This is a genomic window from Actinoplanes sp. NPDC051494 (assembly GCF_044454705.1).
GTDB lineage: Bacteria > Actinomycetota > Actinomycetes > Mycobacteriales > Micromonosporaceae > Actinoplanes.
In genome coordinates this window covers 19106-34921 of record NZ_JBITDZ010000018.1, presented here as the reverse complement: position 1 = coordinate 34921, position 15816 = coordinate 19106, and the positions used below count along the sequence as shown (strand labels likewise).

Genomic DNA, 15816 nt, shown 5'->3' with positions numbered 1-15816 from the left:
AGCAATCAGATCCTCACGCAGTGTCGTTACTATGCCCCGCATGTGAGGTAGTTCGGCGCTGCGGCACGAAAGGTTCAGACGCGCCCGGGTGACACCCGCGATAGCACTTTATTTTTGTCTTAGGCCTGAGTTTCGGCATCGTATCTTCGCAGGTCAGCGCCCATGTCCCGGAAAGGTTGCCCGGACGGGCCGAAAATTGGTGTCAAAGATCTTCCCGAACGTTCATCCGATCCTGGCCCCGGCACGTAGATGGGGGAGGGCAGGGACCGGAGGCGACGCACCGTGAGGAAGGCAGGAGCAACCGGAACCGCCCGACAGTAACGAGCGCGGGGCATCCCCCACGGATGCCGGAGTCCTTCAACGCCCACGACGGACGCCTTACCGCTGCGGAGAACGAGGAGCTATGGCCCGGACGAAGACGAAAGAGCGAGCCACCAGTCGTGTGGACGTCGAAATGGGTGCTACCGGTGGCCGGACACCACCGTCGAAGCTCTCCATCGTGCTGCTGGGCACCAGCATCCTCGCGGTCATCTGGGCCGTGATGATGATGGTGCCGGCGGGGCGCGTCGCCTACGTCTACATCTTCTACTACTTCGAGTTCTACATGGGCGTGATCACGCTCGTGTCGCTCTCGATCACGATCATGGTCGGCCTGGTCTCCACCGACCGGCTCGTGCTCTCCATCCGGCAGCGGCTGCTGCTGCAGTCGACCCACCGGACCACCGGCGTGATCGCGGTCGTCGCGCTCTTCATCCACCTGTGGACCAAGCTCGCCATGGGCAAGATGCAGGCCATCGACATCTTCATCCCGTTCCTCAACCCCGGCAAGACGCTGTTCATCGGTTTCGGCACGATCTCCGCGTACGTGATGGTGCTGGTCATGTGGACCGGTATCGCCCGGGCCCGCTTCATCGGCCGCGGCAAGCCGTGGATGTGGCGCGGGATCCACAGCATCTCCTACCTGATGTGGCCGATCGCCATCCTGCACGGCCTGAACACCGGCCGCCCGGGTGCCGTGTTCGTCATCGTCGGTTACGTGCTCTGCGTGCTCGTGGTGCTGATCGGCCTCGCCGTGCGGATCGCCGTCAGCCTGAACCGCCGCAAGGACTTCGCCTCCCAGCAGGGCACCGCCGGCGGGGGTGGCACCGGTGGCATGAAGCCGGTCGGCTCGATCGCCGCCGCCGGTGGCCTCGGCAAGGGCCGGGGCCGCGGCCGCCGCGACGACGACGCGCTGGTCTCCGACCGGGGCAACGCCGTGCAGGCCTGGAAGCCCGCCGCGCCCCGCCCCGCCCCGGCCGCCGCCGCCCCGCCGGTCGCGGAAGCGCCGGCCCCCGCGCCGATGCCCGCCGCCGCCCCGGCCGAGGCCGCGCCGATGCCGGTCGGCGAGCGTGACGATCGCCGTCCGCGCCGCGACGACCCCTCCTCCACCCAGCGGTGGGAGTTCGAGGACGAGGACGACATGCCGGTGCGCCGGCCCCGTCAGCGCCGGCCGGTCGACGACGAGCGTTTCGACGAGCCGACCGGAGCGCTGTCGCGCCGGGCCCTTGACGAGGGGCTGCGCCGCTACGAGGACGAGGACGAGATGCCCGCGCCGCGCACCCGCCGGCGTGACGAGGGCTACGACGACGCGCCGCCGGCCCGGTCGCGCCGCGCCGAGCCCGAGTTCGACGACGAGCCGGCCCCGCGCCCCCGGGCCCGCCGCGACGTCGAGGACACGATGACCGGCTCGCGCAGCCGCCGGGCGTTCATGGACGACGTCGAGGACACGATGACCGGTTCGCGCAGCCGCCGGGCGTTCATGGGCGACGTCGAGGACACGATGACGGGCTCGCGCAGCCGGCGTGACCTGGAGGACACGATGACCGGCTCGCGCAGCCGCCGCGAGGTCGAGGACACGATGACGGGCTCGCGCAGCCGGCGGGCGCTGATGGACGACGTCGAGGACACCATGACGGGCTCGCGCAGCCGCCGGGCGCTGCTGGGTGACGACGACACCGGCTCGCGGTCCCGCCGGGCGCTGATGGAGGGCGGCGACATGCCGGCCCCGCGCCGCCGGGCGGACGAGGACGACGACCCGCGCCCGCGCCGTTACGCCGACGAGGAGCCGCCGGCCCCGCGTCAGCGCCGCCGTGACGCCGACGACCGGTACGAGGACCCGCGCTACGACGAGGCGCCGCGGCGCCGGACGGCCCGCTACGACGACGAGCCACCACGAGCACCCCGCGCCTCCCGCTACGAGGAGGCGGAGGATGCGCCCCGGGCCCGGCGCGACCGGGGCGCCGACGTCGACCGCGCCGACTCGGGAAGGCACAGCCGCAGCGAGTTCGTGGATCTCGCCGCGGACGACACCGACTTCATGGAGCCGGACGAGACACCGACACTGGTGGACATGGCGCAGCGTCGCGCCCGCAGGGCAGAACAGCCGGATTCCGTACGCGGAGCCGGGGTGGGCCGGGGGGCTCGCCGTGGACCGTCCCCGCGGGGGCGTGCGGCTGACGACACCGACGACGCCAACTACTGGGCGCAGTTGCGAGGGGAAGCTCAGTGAGTGGAAAAGTACCTCCGGTAACAAGTATCGGTACGCCGCGGATCACCGCGGGTATGGAGGAGTACGGCCGTCTCGACCTGGTCGCTCACCAGGAAGTGCACGGCGGTTTCGCGGCCCTGTCCAGCGGTGAGCTGATCGGGCTCGCCGACCGGATCGAGCTGCGCGGCCGGGGCGGGGCGGGTTTCCCGTTCGCCCGCAAGGTCCGCGCGGTCGTCGACTCCTGCAAGCGGCAGGACCTGCCGCCGATCATCGTGGTCAACGCCACCGAGGGCGAACCGCCGTCGTGGAAGGACAAGGCGGTCCTGACCCGGGCCCCGCACCTGATCCTCGACGGCGCCGCGCTGGCCGCGGCCGCGCTCGACGCCGAGGAGATCGTGATCGGCGTCGCCGACGACGGCATCGGCCAGGACTCCCTGGCGGCGGCGCTGTCCGAGCGCAAGATGCCGGTCCCGACCCGGATCGTCACCGTGCCGCACCGGTTCATCTCCGGCGAGGGCGGCGCCCTGGTGCGCGGCATCAACGGCGAGGCGCACATCCCGCCCGGCCGCAAGGTCCGGTCGAGTGACAACGGCGTCGCGGGGCTGCCCACGCTGCTGTCCAACGCCGAGACGTACTCGCAGATCGCCATCGCCGCGCGGCTCGGCCCGTGGGAGTACAACTCGGTCGGGATCCCCGAGGAGCCCGGCACGGTCATGCTGACGATCGGTGGCTCGGCGACCGCGCCGGCCGTCGTCGAGGCACCCACCGGCACCCCGCTCATGGAGGTGCTGGAGATGTGCGGCGCCGACATCGGCCCGGGCCTGCTGGTCGGCGGCTACCACGGCAAGTGGATCACCGCCGAGGCCGCCAAGACGGTCACCATCTCCCGCAAGGGTTTCGCGAAGGTCGGCGGCACGCTCGGCGCCGGCATGCTCATCCCGATCGGCTCGCAGACCTGCCCGCTCGGCGAGGTCGCCCAGGTCGTGCAGTATCTGGCCGGCGAGTCCGCCGGGCAGTGCGGCCCGTGCCGGCTCGGCCTGCCCGACCTGGCCCGCGCGGTCACGCTGGTCGCGCTCGGCGGCAGCGCGCTGGAGAACGTGCGCCAGGCCGCCGGTGTGGTCAAGGGCCGTGGCGCGTGCAGCCACCCGGACGGCACGTCGCGGTTCGCGCTGTCGGCGCTGGAGGTCTTCGCCCGCGACGTCGAGCTGCACGCCAACGGTGAGGGCTGCGGCAAGCAGACCCGCGGCATCCTCCCGCTGCCGTACCACCAGCAGCAGGGTGCGCGGAAGCTCGCGCTGGACTGGTCGCGCTGCGACGGCCACGGGCTCTGCTCGGCGGTCGCACCCGAGATCATCCGGCTCGACGCCAACGGGTTCCCCGCGTTCCCGCAGACGCCGCTGCCGCCGTGGCTGGAGAACGGTGCCCGCAAGGCCGTCAACGTCTGCCCGGCGCTGGCGCTGCGGCTCACGGAGGCGGGCAAGAAGTGAGGTCCAAGGTCCTGCTCGGGACGGCGGCGCTGCTGCTGGGGCTCACCGGCTGCGGCTCGCCGGCGGTTCCCGGCACGACGGTCGCCTTGCCGGCCGGGGCAGCGCCGGCGTCAGCTGCGACGGCGACTGTGACGGCGTCGGCCGGGACGGCGTCGGCCGGGACGGGCCCGGCGATCGTGCCGGCGGCGCTGACCTTCACGGGCACGACCGTGGACGGTACGCCGTTCGACGCGGCCACCCTCGCCGGCAAGCCCACGATCCTGTGGTTCTGGGCGCCTTGGTGCACCACCTGTTACGTCGAGGCCATGTCGATCCACGACCTGCAGAAGGAGTACGCGGGCCGGCTCAACATCCTCGGCGTCGCGGGACTGGGCGGCAACGCGGCGATGCACGAGTTCGTCAGGGACGGCGAGCTCGAGGCGGTCACGCACCTCGACGACAAGCCCGGCCGGATCTGGAAGAAGTTCGGGATCACCGAGCAGAGCGTGTACGTGGTCCTCGACGCCACCGGCAAGGTCCTGATCACCAGCTATCTCGACGACCAGCAACTGACCAAGCAGGTCAAGGCCCTGGTGGCCTGATCCGTGCAAGCGTCACTGCTGCTCGCGCTCACCGCCGGGATGCTCGGCGCGGTCAATCCGTGCGGCTTCGCGGTGCTGCCCGCGTACCTGTCGATCCTGGTCGTGGGGGAGCAGGGCGGGAGTGTCCGGCGGGCCCTGCGGTGCAGCCTGGCCCTGACCCTGGGGTATGTCCTGGTCTTCGGCGCGTTCGGGCTGTTCCTGACGCCGTTGATGGGCGTGCTGCTGCCCCGGTTGCCGTGGCTGACCGTCGTGTTCGGACTGCTCCTGGCCGTGGTCGGGGTGCTGCTGCTCACCGGCCGGTCGCTGCCCGGACTCGGCGCGGCGATGCGCGCGCCGCGGCTGACCGGCACGACGGCGTCCATGGTGCTGTTCGGGACGGCGTACGCGATCGCGTCGCTGGGGTGCGCGATCGGGCCGTTCCTGGCACTGGTGGCGTCCAGTCTGCGCGCCGGGTCGATCGGCTCCGGGGTCGCGCTCTTCGTGAGTTACGCCGCCGGGATGGGCCTGGTGATCGGTGTGACGGCCCTCGCGGTGGCGTTGATGCGGCTGTCCGCGCTGGCCTGGTTACGCCGGGCGACCGCGTTCGTGCCGCGGATCGGCGGTGCCGTGCTGCTCGCCACCGGAGCGTACGTGGCCTACTACGGATGGTATGAGCTGCGGCTTGTCAAGGATCTGAGGTCTTCCGGGCAGGATCCCGTCGTTGATCTTGCTGCTACCGTGCAGCGCGCGTTGAGTGGATTTGTCGGCCGGCTGGGCGCGGGGGGCCTCCTGCTCCTGCTGGCCGTTCTGGTGCCGGCGGCAATCCTGCTGTCGCGCCGACGGATGACTGTGAGGGGTTGAGCGTGGACACCGCGTACCGCGTGAGTCCCCTGCGCCGGGGCGACCCCGAGCGGCTGGGGCCCTACCGGCTGACCGGCCGGCTCGGCTCCGGTGGCATGGGTGTGGTCTACCTCGCCGTCGAACCCGGCGGCGACTACGTGGCGATCAAGCTCGTGCACGCGACGCTCGCCTACGACCCGGAGTTCCGCGACCGGTTCCGCAGCGAGGTCGAGAAGGCCCGGCAGGTCCCGTCGTTCTGCACCGCCGAGGTGCTCGACGCCGACCTCGACCACAACCCGCCGTACCTGGTCGTCGAGTACGTCGACGGGCCCAGCCTCGGCGACGTGGTGCAGGAGCGCGGCCCGTTGCGCGCCGCCGCGCTGCACTCGCTCGCGGTCGGGGTGGCCACCGCACTGACCGGCATCCACGGCGCCGGGGTCATCCACCGCGACCTGAAACCGGACAACGTCCTGCTCGCCCCGGGCAGCCCCAAGGTCATCGACTTCGGCATCGCGCGGGCGTTCGAGGCCACCAGCCAGCACACCCGGACGGACCAGATGGTCGGGACCGTGGCGTACATGGCGCCGGAACGGTTCTCGTCGGAGCCGGGCACCCCGCTGACCGCCGCCGCCGACATCTTCGCGTGGGGTTGTGTGGTCGCGTTCGCCGGCACCGGCCGGACCCCGTTCCACGGTGACTCCCCGCAGGCGACCGCCGCCCGGATCCTCACCCAGCCGCCGCACCTGAGCGGGCTGCCGCAACCGTTGCGCGACCTCGTGGCCCTGACGCTGTCCCGCGATCCGCGGGACCGCCCGACCGCGCGGGAGCTGCTCGACATGCTCCTCGGCGACCGGGAGACGCCCCGCCCGGTGTCCGCGGCGCCGGTCACCGCCCCGCCCGCCTACGCTCCCTACGAGGAACTGCCCGACGACGACTACGAGCGCGCACCGGTGCGGCGGCGCACGTCACGGCGTACGGTGCTGGTCGCCGCTTTCGCGGTGCTGCTCGTGCTCGCCGGCGTGACCACTGTCGGGGTGGTCCTGGCCGGCGGCAACGGCGGACGCCTCCCGCTCTCGTTCGCCCCGTCCCAGGCCGGCGGCGGGGAGGCGGCCGGTCAGCCGGAACCCGGCGCGGGTGGCCCCACCGGCGGCCCGGCAGACGGCCCCGCACAAGCCACTCCGGCGACCGAGCCGCCCACCGACACCGCTGATTACCCGGACCCCGCGCAGCCGGCCCAGACCCCCACGCCGCGGGAGCCGGAAGACGGCGAGCCGATCATCCAGGACCCGCTCGGGCAGCCCGGGCAATGGCTCGACAGCGAGATCCGCGAGCAGAACGCCAACTGCTTCACCAAGGACGTCATGCGCGCCGGCCGGGTCGACCGCGGCAGTTACCAGTGCGTCGGCCCGGACGAGGAGATCGAGGACGACTTCGGTGTCGAGGTGACCACCACCCTGGTGACGGCCGGCAGCTGCGCCGCGATCTGGTTCCACTGGAGCGACGACAGGGGCGGGCAGGCGTTGCGCGTCTGCCAGGACGAGATCTCCCTCGCCGCGGACATGCCGGACGACAAGCGGGTGTACGGCAGCATCGCGCTCAAGAACCGCATCGGCCTGCGCAAGGCGGTCCGGGTGCACCTCGTGGTGCGCGAGGGCGAGGCGCAGATCTTCCGTGGCGGCACGTTCGCCGGTGCCATCGAGCTGCCGGACGGCGGCCCGGACGAGGGTCAGGTGCGGCTCGGGATCAATGTCGAGACGCTCGACACCGACCCGCCGTACGCGGTCACGTTCGCCGACGTGGACATCCGCTCCCTCTGACCGGGACCGTCCGATGTGCACGAATGACGTGCTCTGTGTCACATCGGGGATGTCGGTTCGGCGCCAGACCGGACTCGGGGCTTCGCGGGGATGACAGACCCCGATAGGGTGCCACTCTGTCGGGGTATTGCGGGGCCGTAGGAGCAGATGCATGGCGGACGAGCGGACCACGTCGCTGCGTCCGCGTGACCCGCGTCGGCTGGGTCCGTACGAGATCCTCGGGCGTCTCGGCGAGGGTGGCATGGGCACGGTCTATCTGGCCCGTGCCGAGAGCGGGACGCTGGTCGCGGTCAAGATGGTGCGCGCCGACCTGGCCCACGACGACGGGTTCCGGCGCCGGTTCCGCAGCGAGGTCGAGCGGGTGCGCCAGGTCCCGCCGTTCTGCACGGCCGAGGTGCTCGACGCCGACCCCGACCACGACCAGCCCTACCTCGTGGTCGAGTACGTCGACGCGCCCAGTCTCGCCGAGGTCGTCGAGGAGCGCGGCCCGCTCACCGCGGCCAACCTGCACAGCGTGGCGATCGGGGTGGCCACCGCGCTGACCGCGATCCACGGCGCCGGGATCATCCACCGCGATCTCAAGCCCCGCAACGTGCTGCTCGCGCCCGGCAGCCCCAAGGTCATCGACTTCGGCATCGCCCGCGCCATGGAGCACGACAGCGGCCACACGGGTACGGACCAGATGGTCGGCACCGTGGCCTACATGGCCCCGGAACGTTTCGGCGACGACAGCTCGGCGCTGCTCACCCCGGCCGCCGACGTGTTCGCGTGGGGCGGGGTCGTGACCTATGCGGGCACCGGGCGGACCCCGTTCAGCGCGGCTTCCCCGCCGGCGACCGCGGCCCGCATCCTGACCCAGCCGCCGCAGCTCGGTGCGCTCACGGGTGCGCTGCGTGACCTGGTCGAGCATGCCCTGGACAAGGATCCGGCCAACCGTCCCACCGCCCGCGAGCTCCTGGACCTGCTGATCACCGGCCCGCAGCAGTCCGCGCCGGCCGCGGCGGCGCTCGCCCACCAGCCCGGCCTGCGGGTCGCGGCCCACGAGGCCCAGGCCGCCACCGCGTTCCAGACCGGCCGCCAGCTGACCGCGATCGCGGTGGCCCCCGAGCTCGTCGGCTACACCGAGGATTCGATCGTCACCCATCCGCTGCCGGCATCCCCGTCGCTGCCGCCCACGCCGTTCCGCCACGACCCGCATCCGCGCCGGCCGTGGGTGCTGCCGCTGGCGATGACGTTGCTGGTCCTGGCGGTCCTCGCGGCCGGCGGTGCGGCGCTGGTGTTCTGGCCCCAGCGCGACGAGATCGTCAACACGCTGCAGGAGCCGTCCGAGCCGCAGCCGGTCCTCGAGGACGCGCTCACCGAGGAACGCCTGTGGCAGGCGTCCGACGACCCGGAGGAGCAGGCCAGCTGTTCCTTCCGGCCGGGCGACGGCCTGGTGGTGCGCCGCGAGACCCGCGGTGTCTTCAAGTGCCGCGGCCCGGCCGACGCCGAACCCGACGACCTGCAGACCGAGGTCGGCATCCGGCTGATGACCCCGAACAGCTGCGCCGCGGTCTGGATGCGCTTCCGGACCACCCAGGGCCTTCAGGTACGCGTGTGCGAGCGCAATGTCTACGTCGCGACCCACAAGAACGCGGACATCGAGGTGCTCCGGACGTTCCCGCTCGACGACACCCCGATCGGTGTCGGTGCCCCGCCGACCCGCATCACCATCAGCATCGACCACGGGGTCCTGGAGGTGCTCCGCGACCACGAGCTCCTGGGCACGGTCGACATCCGGAACAAGGGCATGAACAGCGGCCGGGTCGCCCTCGGTGTCTTCAACGAGCAGTACGCGCCGCCGGACGGCCCGTACGAGGTGGCGTTCACCGACATCAAGATCTGGCCGATCGACCGCTGAACCCTGTCATGGCCTCCCCGTGGCCCCGGGCCCACGCCCGGGGTACGCCGTCCAGCGCGACCACGTTGTGGTGCGTCGCGTCCGGCGGTTCGGGAAGGCCGTCGTGGGTGAGCACCCCGGGCGCCTCGATCGAGATCCAGTGCCCGGGCAGGGTACGCACCAGGGTGGTGAACGCGGCCCGGCGCCGCGGTGTCACCTGGTACAGCACCGAACTATGGAAGATCACGAGGGTCGCGTCCGCCGGGGCACGGGCCGCCAGGGCGGGCAGGTCGTCCACCAGGTCGCCGCGGACCAGCAGCGGAGGGTCGGCGGCGGCGATCGCGGCGGCGGCGTGCAGCCGGGCCCGGCGGTGGGCGTGTTCCGGCCAGATGAGCGCCTCCAGCCAGGCGACGTCGACGGGGTCGGTCACGTCGAGGGGATTGCGGTCCAGGCCGGCCCGCCACACCACCTCGGGCAGGGCGTCGGGCAGGGGGACCGTACGGCCGGTCGCGCACTCGAGGACCGGACCGCCGGTGCCACGGACCTGGTCGTCGTACCGATAGGTGTAACGGTCGGGATAGAGGCAGAGGCCGGCGGACGCGCCCACCTCGAGCAGCGCGAGGGGTTGCGGCAGTGCGGCCAGGAGCGGCACCAGCAGAGCGCAACGGCCCGCCTCGTTGGTCTGGGTGATCCGGGTCCGCAGTTCCGCCTTGACCGCCGGCCAGTTCTGCTGGACGAACGTCCGGAAGGCGCCGGGGTCGGCGACCGGTCCGCCGAGGAGCCGCACCACGGCGAAGAGCAGGTTCGGTTGCTGCTGGGCCTCGGTGACGGTGCCGAGCAGTCCGAGCAGGCCGGTGTCGCGGGAGACGAACCCGGCCAGGTTTTCGTAGGTGGGGGAGACGCCCCGGGCTTCCCGGGCAGCGAAATCGGCGTACCTCGATGCGATTGTCATCCGGTCATGACAGCAAAAGGCGCGCCGCTTGGGTAGCGGCGCGCCTCTTGCCGGTCGATGCTTGCGGTCAGTGGGCCATGACCGGGGCCGCGTCCGGGTCGACCTCGAGCGGGCCGCTGCGGAACGTGACCGCCGAGATGACCGCGCAGAGCAGGAAGAAGCCGGCCGACCACCAGAACACCGTGTGGTAGCTGTGGATCATCGCCTGTCCCGCGGCGGCCTGGCCCTCGGCCGCGTGGTCGGCGAGGTAGTTCGCGGCGGCGGTCGCGGCGAACGAGCTCAGCAGTGCCGTACCGATCGAGCCACCGATCTGCTGCATGGTGTTGATCATCGCGGAGGCGACACCGGCGTCGTGGTGCTGCACGCCGGAGGTCGCGGCGTTCTGGGTCGGCGCGAAGATCAGGCCCATGCCGAGGCCGGTGACGATCAGGCCGGGCAGCACGGCGGCGGCGTAGCTGGAGTCCACGCCGATCCGGGTCAGGTAGACCATGCCCGCGGCGGCGATGAGCGCACCGACCGGGACCAGCGGGCGCGGGCCGATCCTCGGGGTGAGCATGGAACCGGCGGTGGTGGCGGTGAGCATGATGCCGGCCAGCATCGGCAGGAACCCGAGACCGGTCTGGACCGGCGTGAAGCCGAGCACGGTCGTCATGTAGTAGGTCAGGAACAGGAAGACACCGAACATACCGGCGCCGGCTATGCCGACCGCGGCGTACGCGCCACCGCGGTTGCGGTCGAGCACGACGCGCAGCGGCAGCAGCGGGTGCGCGACCCGGCGTTCGATCATGACGAACGCGGTCAGGATCACCAGGCCGGCGATGATGAAGCCGTACGTCTTCGGGTTGCTCCAGCCGTCGCTCTCCGCGCTGCCGAGGCCGTAGACCAGGGCGACGAGACCGCCGACGGAGGTCACGATGCCGGGCCAGTCGAAGCGGTCACGGTTCTGGATCGGCTCGTCGTGCAGCTTGAGGAACGCGCCGATCACGGCCGCGGCGGCGAAGAGCAGGTTGACGTACAGGCACCAGCGCCAGGACGCGTACTCGGTGAGCACGCCGCCGAGCAGCAGGCCGACCGCGCCGCCGGCACCGGAGATGGCACCGAAGATGCCGAACGCCTTGCCGCGCTCGATGGGGTCGGTGAACGTCGTCGACAGCAGCGACAGCGCGGCCGGGGCGAGCGCGGCGCCGAACGCACCCTGCAGCGCCCGGGCGATGATCAGCATCTCGATGCCGTTCGCGGCGCCGCCGAGGGCGGAGGCGGCGGCGAACCCGATGAGCCCGATGACGAACATCTTCTTGCGGCCGACGGAGTCCGCCAGCCGTCCGCCGACCAGCAGGAGGCTGCCGAACGCGAGGGCGTAGCCGGTGACGACCCACTGCCGGCCGGAGTCGGTGAAGCCGATGTCCCGCTGGGCGGTGGGCAGCGCGATGTTCACGATCGTGGCGTCGAGCACCACCATCAGCTGCGCCATGGCGAGCACGACCAGTGCCCACCATTTGCCGTTGCCCGTCGACGCCCGATCCGCTGCCGGGGATTGTCGGTCGATGGTCGTCGTCATTGAGATTCCTTCAGTCGCCCTAAGTTGAGGTTCGTACTCCGGATCGGAACGCTAGCCGCGAAGTTGAGGATCTGGTTCCGTTTGTTGCCTTCCCCACATAAGTTGAGGATCCGTCTCCGTTTGTTAACCTGGGAAACATGTCCGTCATCGGTGATCTGGGGGCGTGCCGTCCGCTGCGGCGCGACGCCGAACGCAACCGGCAGCGCGTCATCGACGCCGCCCGCGAGGTCTTCGCCCAGCGCGGCCTCGCCGCGACCCTCGACGACGTCGCCCACCACGCCGGCGTCGGCGTCGGCACGGTCTACCGCCGGTTCCCGACCAAGGAAGCCCTGGTCGAGGTCGCCCTCGCGAGCCGGCTGGCCGAGTTCACCGAGCTCGCCGACGAGGCGATGCGCGCCCCGACGGGCTGGGCCGGGCTGACGATGCTGCTCTGCCGCTCGGCCGAGATGCACGCCGCCGACCGGGGCCTGCGCGACGTCGCGCTCAACGCCGGGCTCAGCCCTCGCGGCCCCGGCAAGGAGGACACCCGCATCATCCCGGTCGTGCAGCACCTGCTCGACCGCGCCCACGCCGAGGGCGAGCTGCGGCCGGACGCCACCATCGAGGACCTGCTGATGGTCATGCTGATGGTCAGCGAGGTCGCCCACCACAGCCGCGGGATCCGCCCGGACGCCTACGGCCGCTACCTGCAGCTGCTCATCGACGGCCTGCGCCCGTCCCCGGACGCGGGCGACCTCGGCCGGCCCCTGACCCGCACCGAGGCCGACACGCTGGCCGCCCGGTGGTTGCCGAACTGCGATCCTCGCCACTGAGACCCGCCCTCACGGTTCCGGCGCCCTATCCTGCCGATCATGGGAGAGCAGCAGGGCGGGACGACGGCGTGGTTCCTGGGCAGCACGGCGCTGGTCCTGGGCCTGGGGATCGCGGGATTCGCGCTGGTCGCGGACTCGAGCGAGCCGCCCTCGACCGCCCGGCTCGTCTTCGCCGGGCTCCTCGTGCTCACCGGCATCGGCCTGCGCATCGAAGCGGCGATGCGCGACCGCCGCTGACGTCCGCTACGACGAGATCAGCGGGTTCCTCCCGGTGCCGGTCCGGGCCGGCACCGGGCGGCGCCCCAAGCCGGTCCGTGATCGCCGGGCTGAGCGGGCAGGCCTGCTGCGCGCCCTGATCCGGGGTCGCGGGCGGATGCTGGGAACGGCGCCGGGCGCACCGCTGGAGTGCGGTGCGCCCGGGTTGCCGTCCGCTCGGGTGGAGGGGGTCAGTTGTCCTTGGTCAGGCCGGCACGGCGGAGAGCGTCGGCCATCGCGCCTCCGTTGAAGCTCTGGGAGCTCTGACCGCCGCCGCCGCGGCGCTGCTGGCCACCGCCCTGGCGGGGCTGACCGCCCTGGTGACCACCGCCGTCACGACCGCCACCGCCACCGCCACCGCCCTGGCGGGGCTGGCCGGAGCTGCGCTGGCCGTCACGGGAACCTGCGCCGCCGCCCTGACCGGGACCGCCGCGCTGGCCCGCACCGCGGCTGCCGCCCTGGCCGCTGCCGTTCTGGCCTTCACGGCCGGCCGCTCCTCGGGTGCCGCCCTCCGACGGGCCTCCTCGGCGGTCGCCGCCCTGGCGGGGTTCGTCGGTGAGGCGCATGGTGAGCGAGATGCGTTTGCGGACCGGGTCGACCTCGACCACGCGGACCTTGACCACGTCGCCGGATTTCACGACCTCGCGGGGGTCCTTGACGAACGTGGTGGACAGCGCCGAGACGTGGACCAGGCCGTCCTGGTGGACGCCGATGTCGACGAAGGCCCCGAACGCCGCGACGTTGGTGACGACGCCCTCGAGGATCATGCCGGGGGTGAGGTCGGCGATCTTCTCGACGCCCTCGGCGAACGTGGCCGTGGTGAACGCCGGGCGGGGGTCGCGGCCCGGCTTCTCGAGTTCCTTGAGGATGTCGGTGATCGTGGGCAGGCCGACGGTGTCGGTGACGAACTTCTCCGGGCGCAGGGCCCGCAGGATGGGGCTGTTGCCCATCGCCGAGCGCAGGTCGGTGCCCGCGTCGGCGAGGATCGTGCGGACCACCGGGTACGACTCCGGGTGCACGCTGGAGGCGTCCAGCGGGTCGTCGCCGTCGGGGATGCGCAGGAAGCCCGCGCACTGCTCGAACGCCTTGGGGCCGAGGCGGGCGACCTTCTTGATCTCGGAGCGGTTCTTGAACGGGCCGTTGGCGTCGCGGTGCAGCACGATGTTCTCCGCGAGGCCGGCGCCGATGCCGGAGACCCGGGTCAGCAGCGGGGCCGAGGCGGTGTTGACGTCGACGCCGACCGCGTTCACACAGTCCTCGACGACCGCGTCGAGCGACTTGGACAGCTTGATCTCGGACAGGTCGTGCTGGTACTGACCGACGCCGATGGACCGGGGGTCGATCTTGACCAGCTCGGCGAGCGGGTCCTGCAGGCGGCGGGCGATGGAGACCGCGCCGCGCAGGGAGACGTCCATGCCCGGGAGCTCCTGCGACGCGTACGCGGAAGCCGAGTAGACCGACGCGCCCGCCTCGGAGACCATGACCTTGGTGAGGTTGAGCTCGGGGTGCCGTTTGATGAGGTCGGCGGCGAGTTTGTCGGTCTCGCGCGACGCCGTGCCGTTGCCGATCGCGACGAGGTCCACATTGTGCTCTTTGGCGAGCTGCGCGATGGTGTGGATCGACGCGTCCCACTTGTTCTGCGGCACGTGCGGATAGATCGTCGAGGTCGCGACGCACTTGCCGGTCGAGTCGACCACGGCGACCTTCACACCCGTACGGAAGCCGGGGTCGAGGCCCATCGTGGCGCGCGTGCCGGCGGGCGCGGCAAGGAGCAGGTCGCGCAGGTTGGCCGCGAAGACCCGCACGGCCTCCTCCTCGGCCGCCTGCCAGAGCCGGACCCGCAGGTCGGCGCCGAGGTGGATGAGGATGCGGGTGCGCCAGGCCCAGCGCACGGTGTCGAGCAGCCAGCGGTCACCGGGCCGGCCCTGGTCGGTGATGTTGTTGCGCCCGGCGATGGCGGCCTCGAACGACGGCAGGTCGGCCTCGTCGGCGGTCGGCTCCATCGTGAGGTCGAGGACCTCCTCCTTCTCACCGCGGAACATCGCCAGGATGCGGTGCGAGGGAAGTTTGGTGTACGGCTCGGCGAAGTCGAAGTAGTCGGAGAACTTCGCGCCGTCGGTCTCCTTGCCGTCGCGCATCTTCGCGACCAGCCGGCCCCGGCCCCACATGCGTTCGCGAAGCTCACCGATGAGGTCGGCGTCCTCGGCGAAGCGCTCGATCAGGATCGCCCGGGCTCCCTCGAGCGCCGCGGCGGCGTCGGCCACCCCCTTGTCGGCGTCGGCGTAGGCGGCCGCTTCCGCGCGCGGGTCCCGGGTGGGGTCGCCGTGCAGCAGATCGGCGAGCGGCTCGAGACCGGCCTCGCGGGCGATCTGGGCGCGGGTGCGGCGCTTGGGCTTGAAGGGGAGGTAGATGTCCTCGAGGCGGGCCTTGGAATCGGCGGCGAGGATCTGGGCTTCCAGGGCGTCGTCGAGCTTGCCCTGGGTGCGGATCGACTCGAGCACGGCGGCGCGGCGGTCCTCGAGCTCGCGCAGGTAGCCGAGGCGCTCCTCGAGGACGCGGAGCTGCTGGTCGTCGAGGGTGCCGGTGACCTCTTTGCGGTAGCGGGCGATGAACGGCACGGTGGCGCCACCGTCGAGCAGTTCTACCGCCGCGGTCACCTGGCCCTCGCGGACCCCGAGTTCCTGGGCAATGCGCTGATGGATGGCTGTCGTCACGGTCCCGATTGTTCCCGAGGGGTCTGACACTTGTCGCGGCGCCCCGCGTTTCGGGCCCCGATGATCACCCGGTGGGGCGCTCAACCAGCCGCGACGTGCTCGACGGCGAGGACCCCGGGCGCGCGCCGGGCGGAGCCGTCGCGGGTCTGCACGGCCAGCAGGGCGGCTTCCGTACGCGACGTCGACCCCGTCTTGCGCAGCAGGTTCGACACGTGCACCGTCACCGTGCGCACCGAGATGTCCAGGGCCCGCGCGATCTGCTTGTTGGACATGCCCTCGGCGAGACAGTCGAGCACCTCACGCTCACGGGCGGTCAGCCCGGTCAGCCCGGTCAGCCCGGTCAGCCCGGTCAGCCCGGTCAGCCCGGTCAGCCCGGTCAGCCCGGTCAGCCCGGTCAGCCCGGTCAGCCCGGTCA

Annotated in this window: 12 protein-coding genes; 8 read left to right on the top strand and 4 right to left on the bottom strand. The window is 71.9% G+C overall.

Features of this window, described 5'->3' with window-relative positions; genetic code table 11:
- The first annotated feature begins 454 nt into the window (after positions 1-454).
- The 6 genes from ACIA6A_RS39630 to ACIA6A_RS39605 all read left to right on the top strand — a co-directional run bounded on the left by ACIA6A_RS39630 (position 455) and on the right by ACIA6A_RS39605 (position 9131).
- The gene (locus ACIA6A_RS39630; protein ID WP_396103287.1) at positions 455-2548 is read left to right on the top strand and encodes a translation initiation factor III; all 2094 of its coding nucleotides are present in this window, start codon (positions 455-457) and stop codon (positions 2546-2548) included.
- Positions 2549-2601: 53 nt separating this feature from the next.
- Positions 2602-4014 carry an NADH-ubiquinone oxidoreductase-F iron-sulfur binding region domain-containing protein gene (locus tag ACIA6A_RS39625; RefSeq protein WP_396103286.1) on the top strand — a complete coding sequence of 471 codons (1413 nt, stop codon included), beginning with the start codon at positions 2602-2604 and terminating at the stop codon, positions 4012-4014.
- Entirely contained in the window at positions 4011-4595 is a 585-nt protein-coding gene (locus tag ACIA6A_RS39620; protein ID WP_396103285.1) for a TlpA family protein disulfide reductase, read from the top strand. The genes ACIA6A_RS39625 and ACIA6A_RS39620 overlap by 4 nt, the downstream gene beginning before the upstream one ends.
- A 39-nt stretch (positions 4596-4634) precedes the next feature.
- Entirely contained in the window at positions 4635-5435 is an 801-nt protein-coding gene (locus tag ACIA6A_RS39615) for a cytochrome c biogenesis CcdA family protein (protein ID WP_396103345.1), read from the top strand.
- Positions 5436-5437: 2 nt separating this feature from the next.
- Positions 5438-7231: a serine/threonine protein kinase gene (locus ACIA6A_RS39610; protein WP_396103284.1), complete on the top strand. Its 1794-nt coding sequence runs from the start codon at positions 5438-5440 to the stop codon at positions 7229-7231.
- Between the two features lie 151 nt (positions 7232-7382).
- Positions 7383-9131: a serine/threonine protein kinase gene (locus ACIA6A_RS39605; RefSeq protein ID WP_396103283.1), complete on the top strand. Its 1749-nt coding sequence runs from the start codon at positions 7383-7385 to the stop codon at positions 9129-9131.
- Here ACIA6A_RS39605 and ACIA6A_RS39600 read toward each other — a convergent pair.
- Positions 9106-10062, bottom strand: coding sequence for a DUF2332 family protein (locus ACIA6A_RS39600; protein ID WP_396103281.1), 957 nt, complete (start codon positions 10060-10062; stop codon positions 9106-9108). The genes ACIA6A_RS39605 and ACIA6A_RS39600 overlap by 26 nt on opposite strands.
- A gap of 67 nt (positions 10063-10129) precedes the next feature.
- Positions 10130-11620 (bottom strand): MFS transporter, encoded by a 1491-nt coding sequence (locus ACIA6A_RS39595; protein ID WP_396103280.1) that lies wholly within the window; start codon positions 11618-11620, stop codon positions 10130-10132.
- A 137-nt stretch (positions 11621-11757) separates the two neighbouring features.
- On the opposite strand from ACIA6A_RS39595, the gene ACIA6A_RS39590 reads away from it, so the two are divergent.
- Entirely contained in the window at positions 11758-12432 is a 675-nt protein-coding gene (locus ACIA6A_RS39590) for a TetR/AcrR family transcriptional regulator (RefSeq protein ID WP_396103279.1), read from the top strand.
- Between the two features lie 39 nt (positions 12433-12471).
- Positions 12472-12669, top strand: a complete 198-nt coding sequence (locus tag ACIA6A_RS39585) for a hypothetical protein (RefSeq protein WP_396103278.1) — start codon at positions 12472-12474, stop codon at positions 12667-12669.
- Between the two features lie 209 nt (positions 12670-12878).
- Here ACIA6A_RS39585 and ACIA6A_RS39580 read toward each other — a convergent pair whose 3' ends face one another.
- Together ACIA6A_RS39580 and ACIA6A_RS39575 are read right to left on the bottom strand one after the other, a co-directional pair.
- Positions 12879-15401, bottom strand: a complete 2523-nt coding sequence (locus ACIA6A_RS39580; RefSeq protein WP_396103276.1) for a Tex family protein — start codon at positions 15399-15401, stop codon at positions 12879-12881.
- A gap of 80 nt (positions 15402-15481) precedes the next feature.
- A partial coding sequence (locus tag ACIA6A_RS39575; protein ID WP_396103275.1) for a response regulator transcription factor occupies positions 15482-15816 on the bottom strand: 335 nt, incomplete at its 5' end.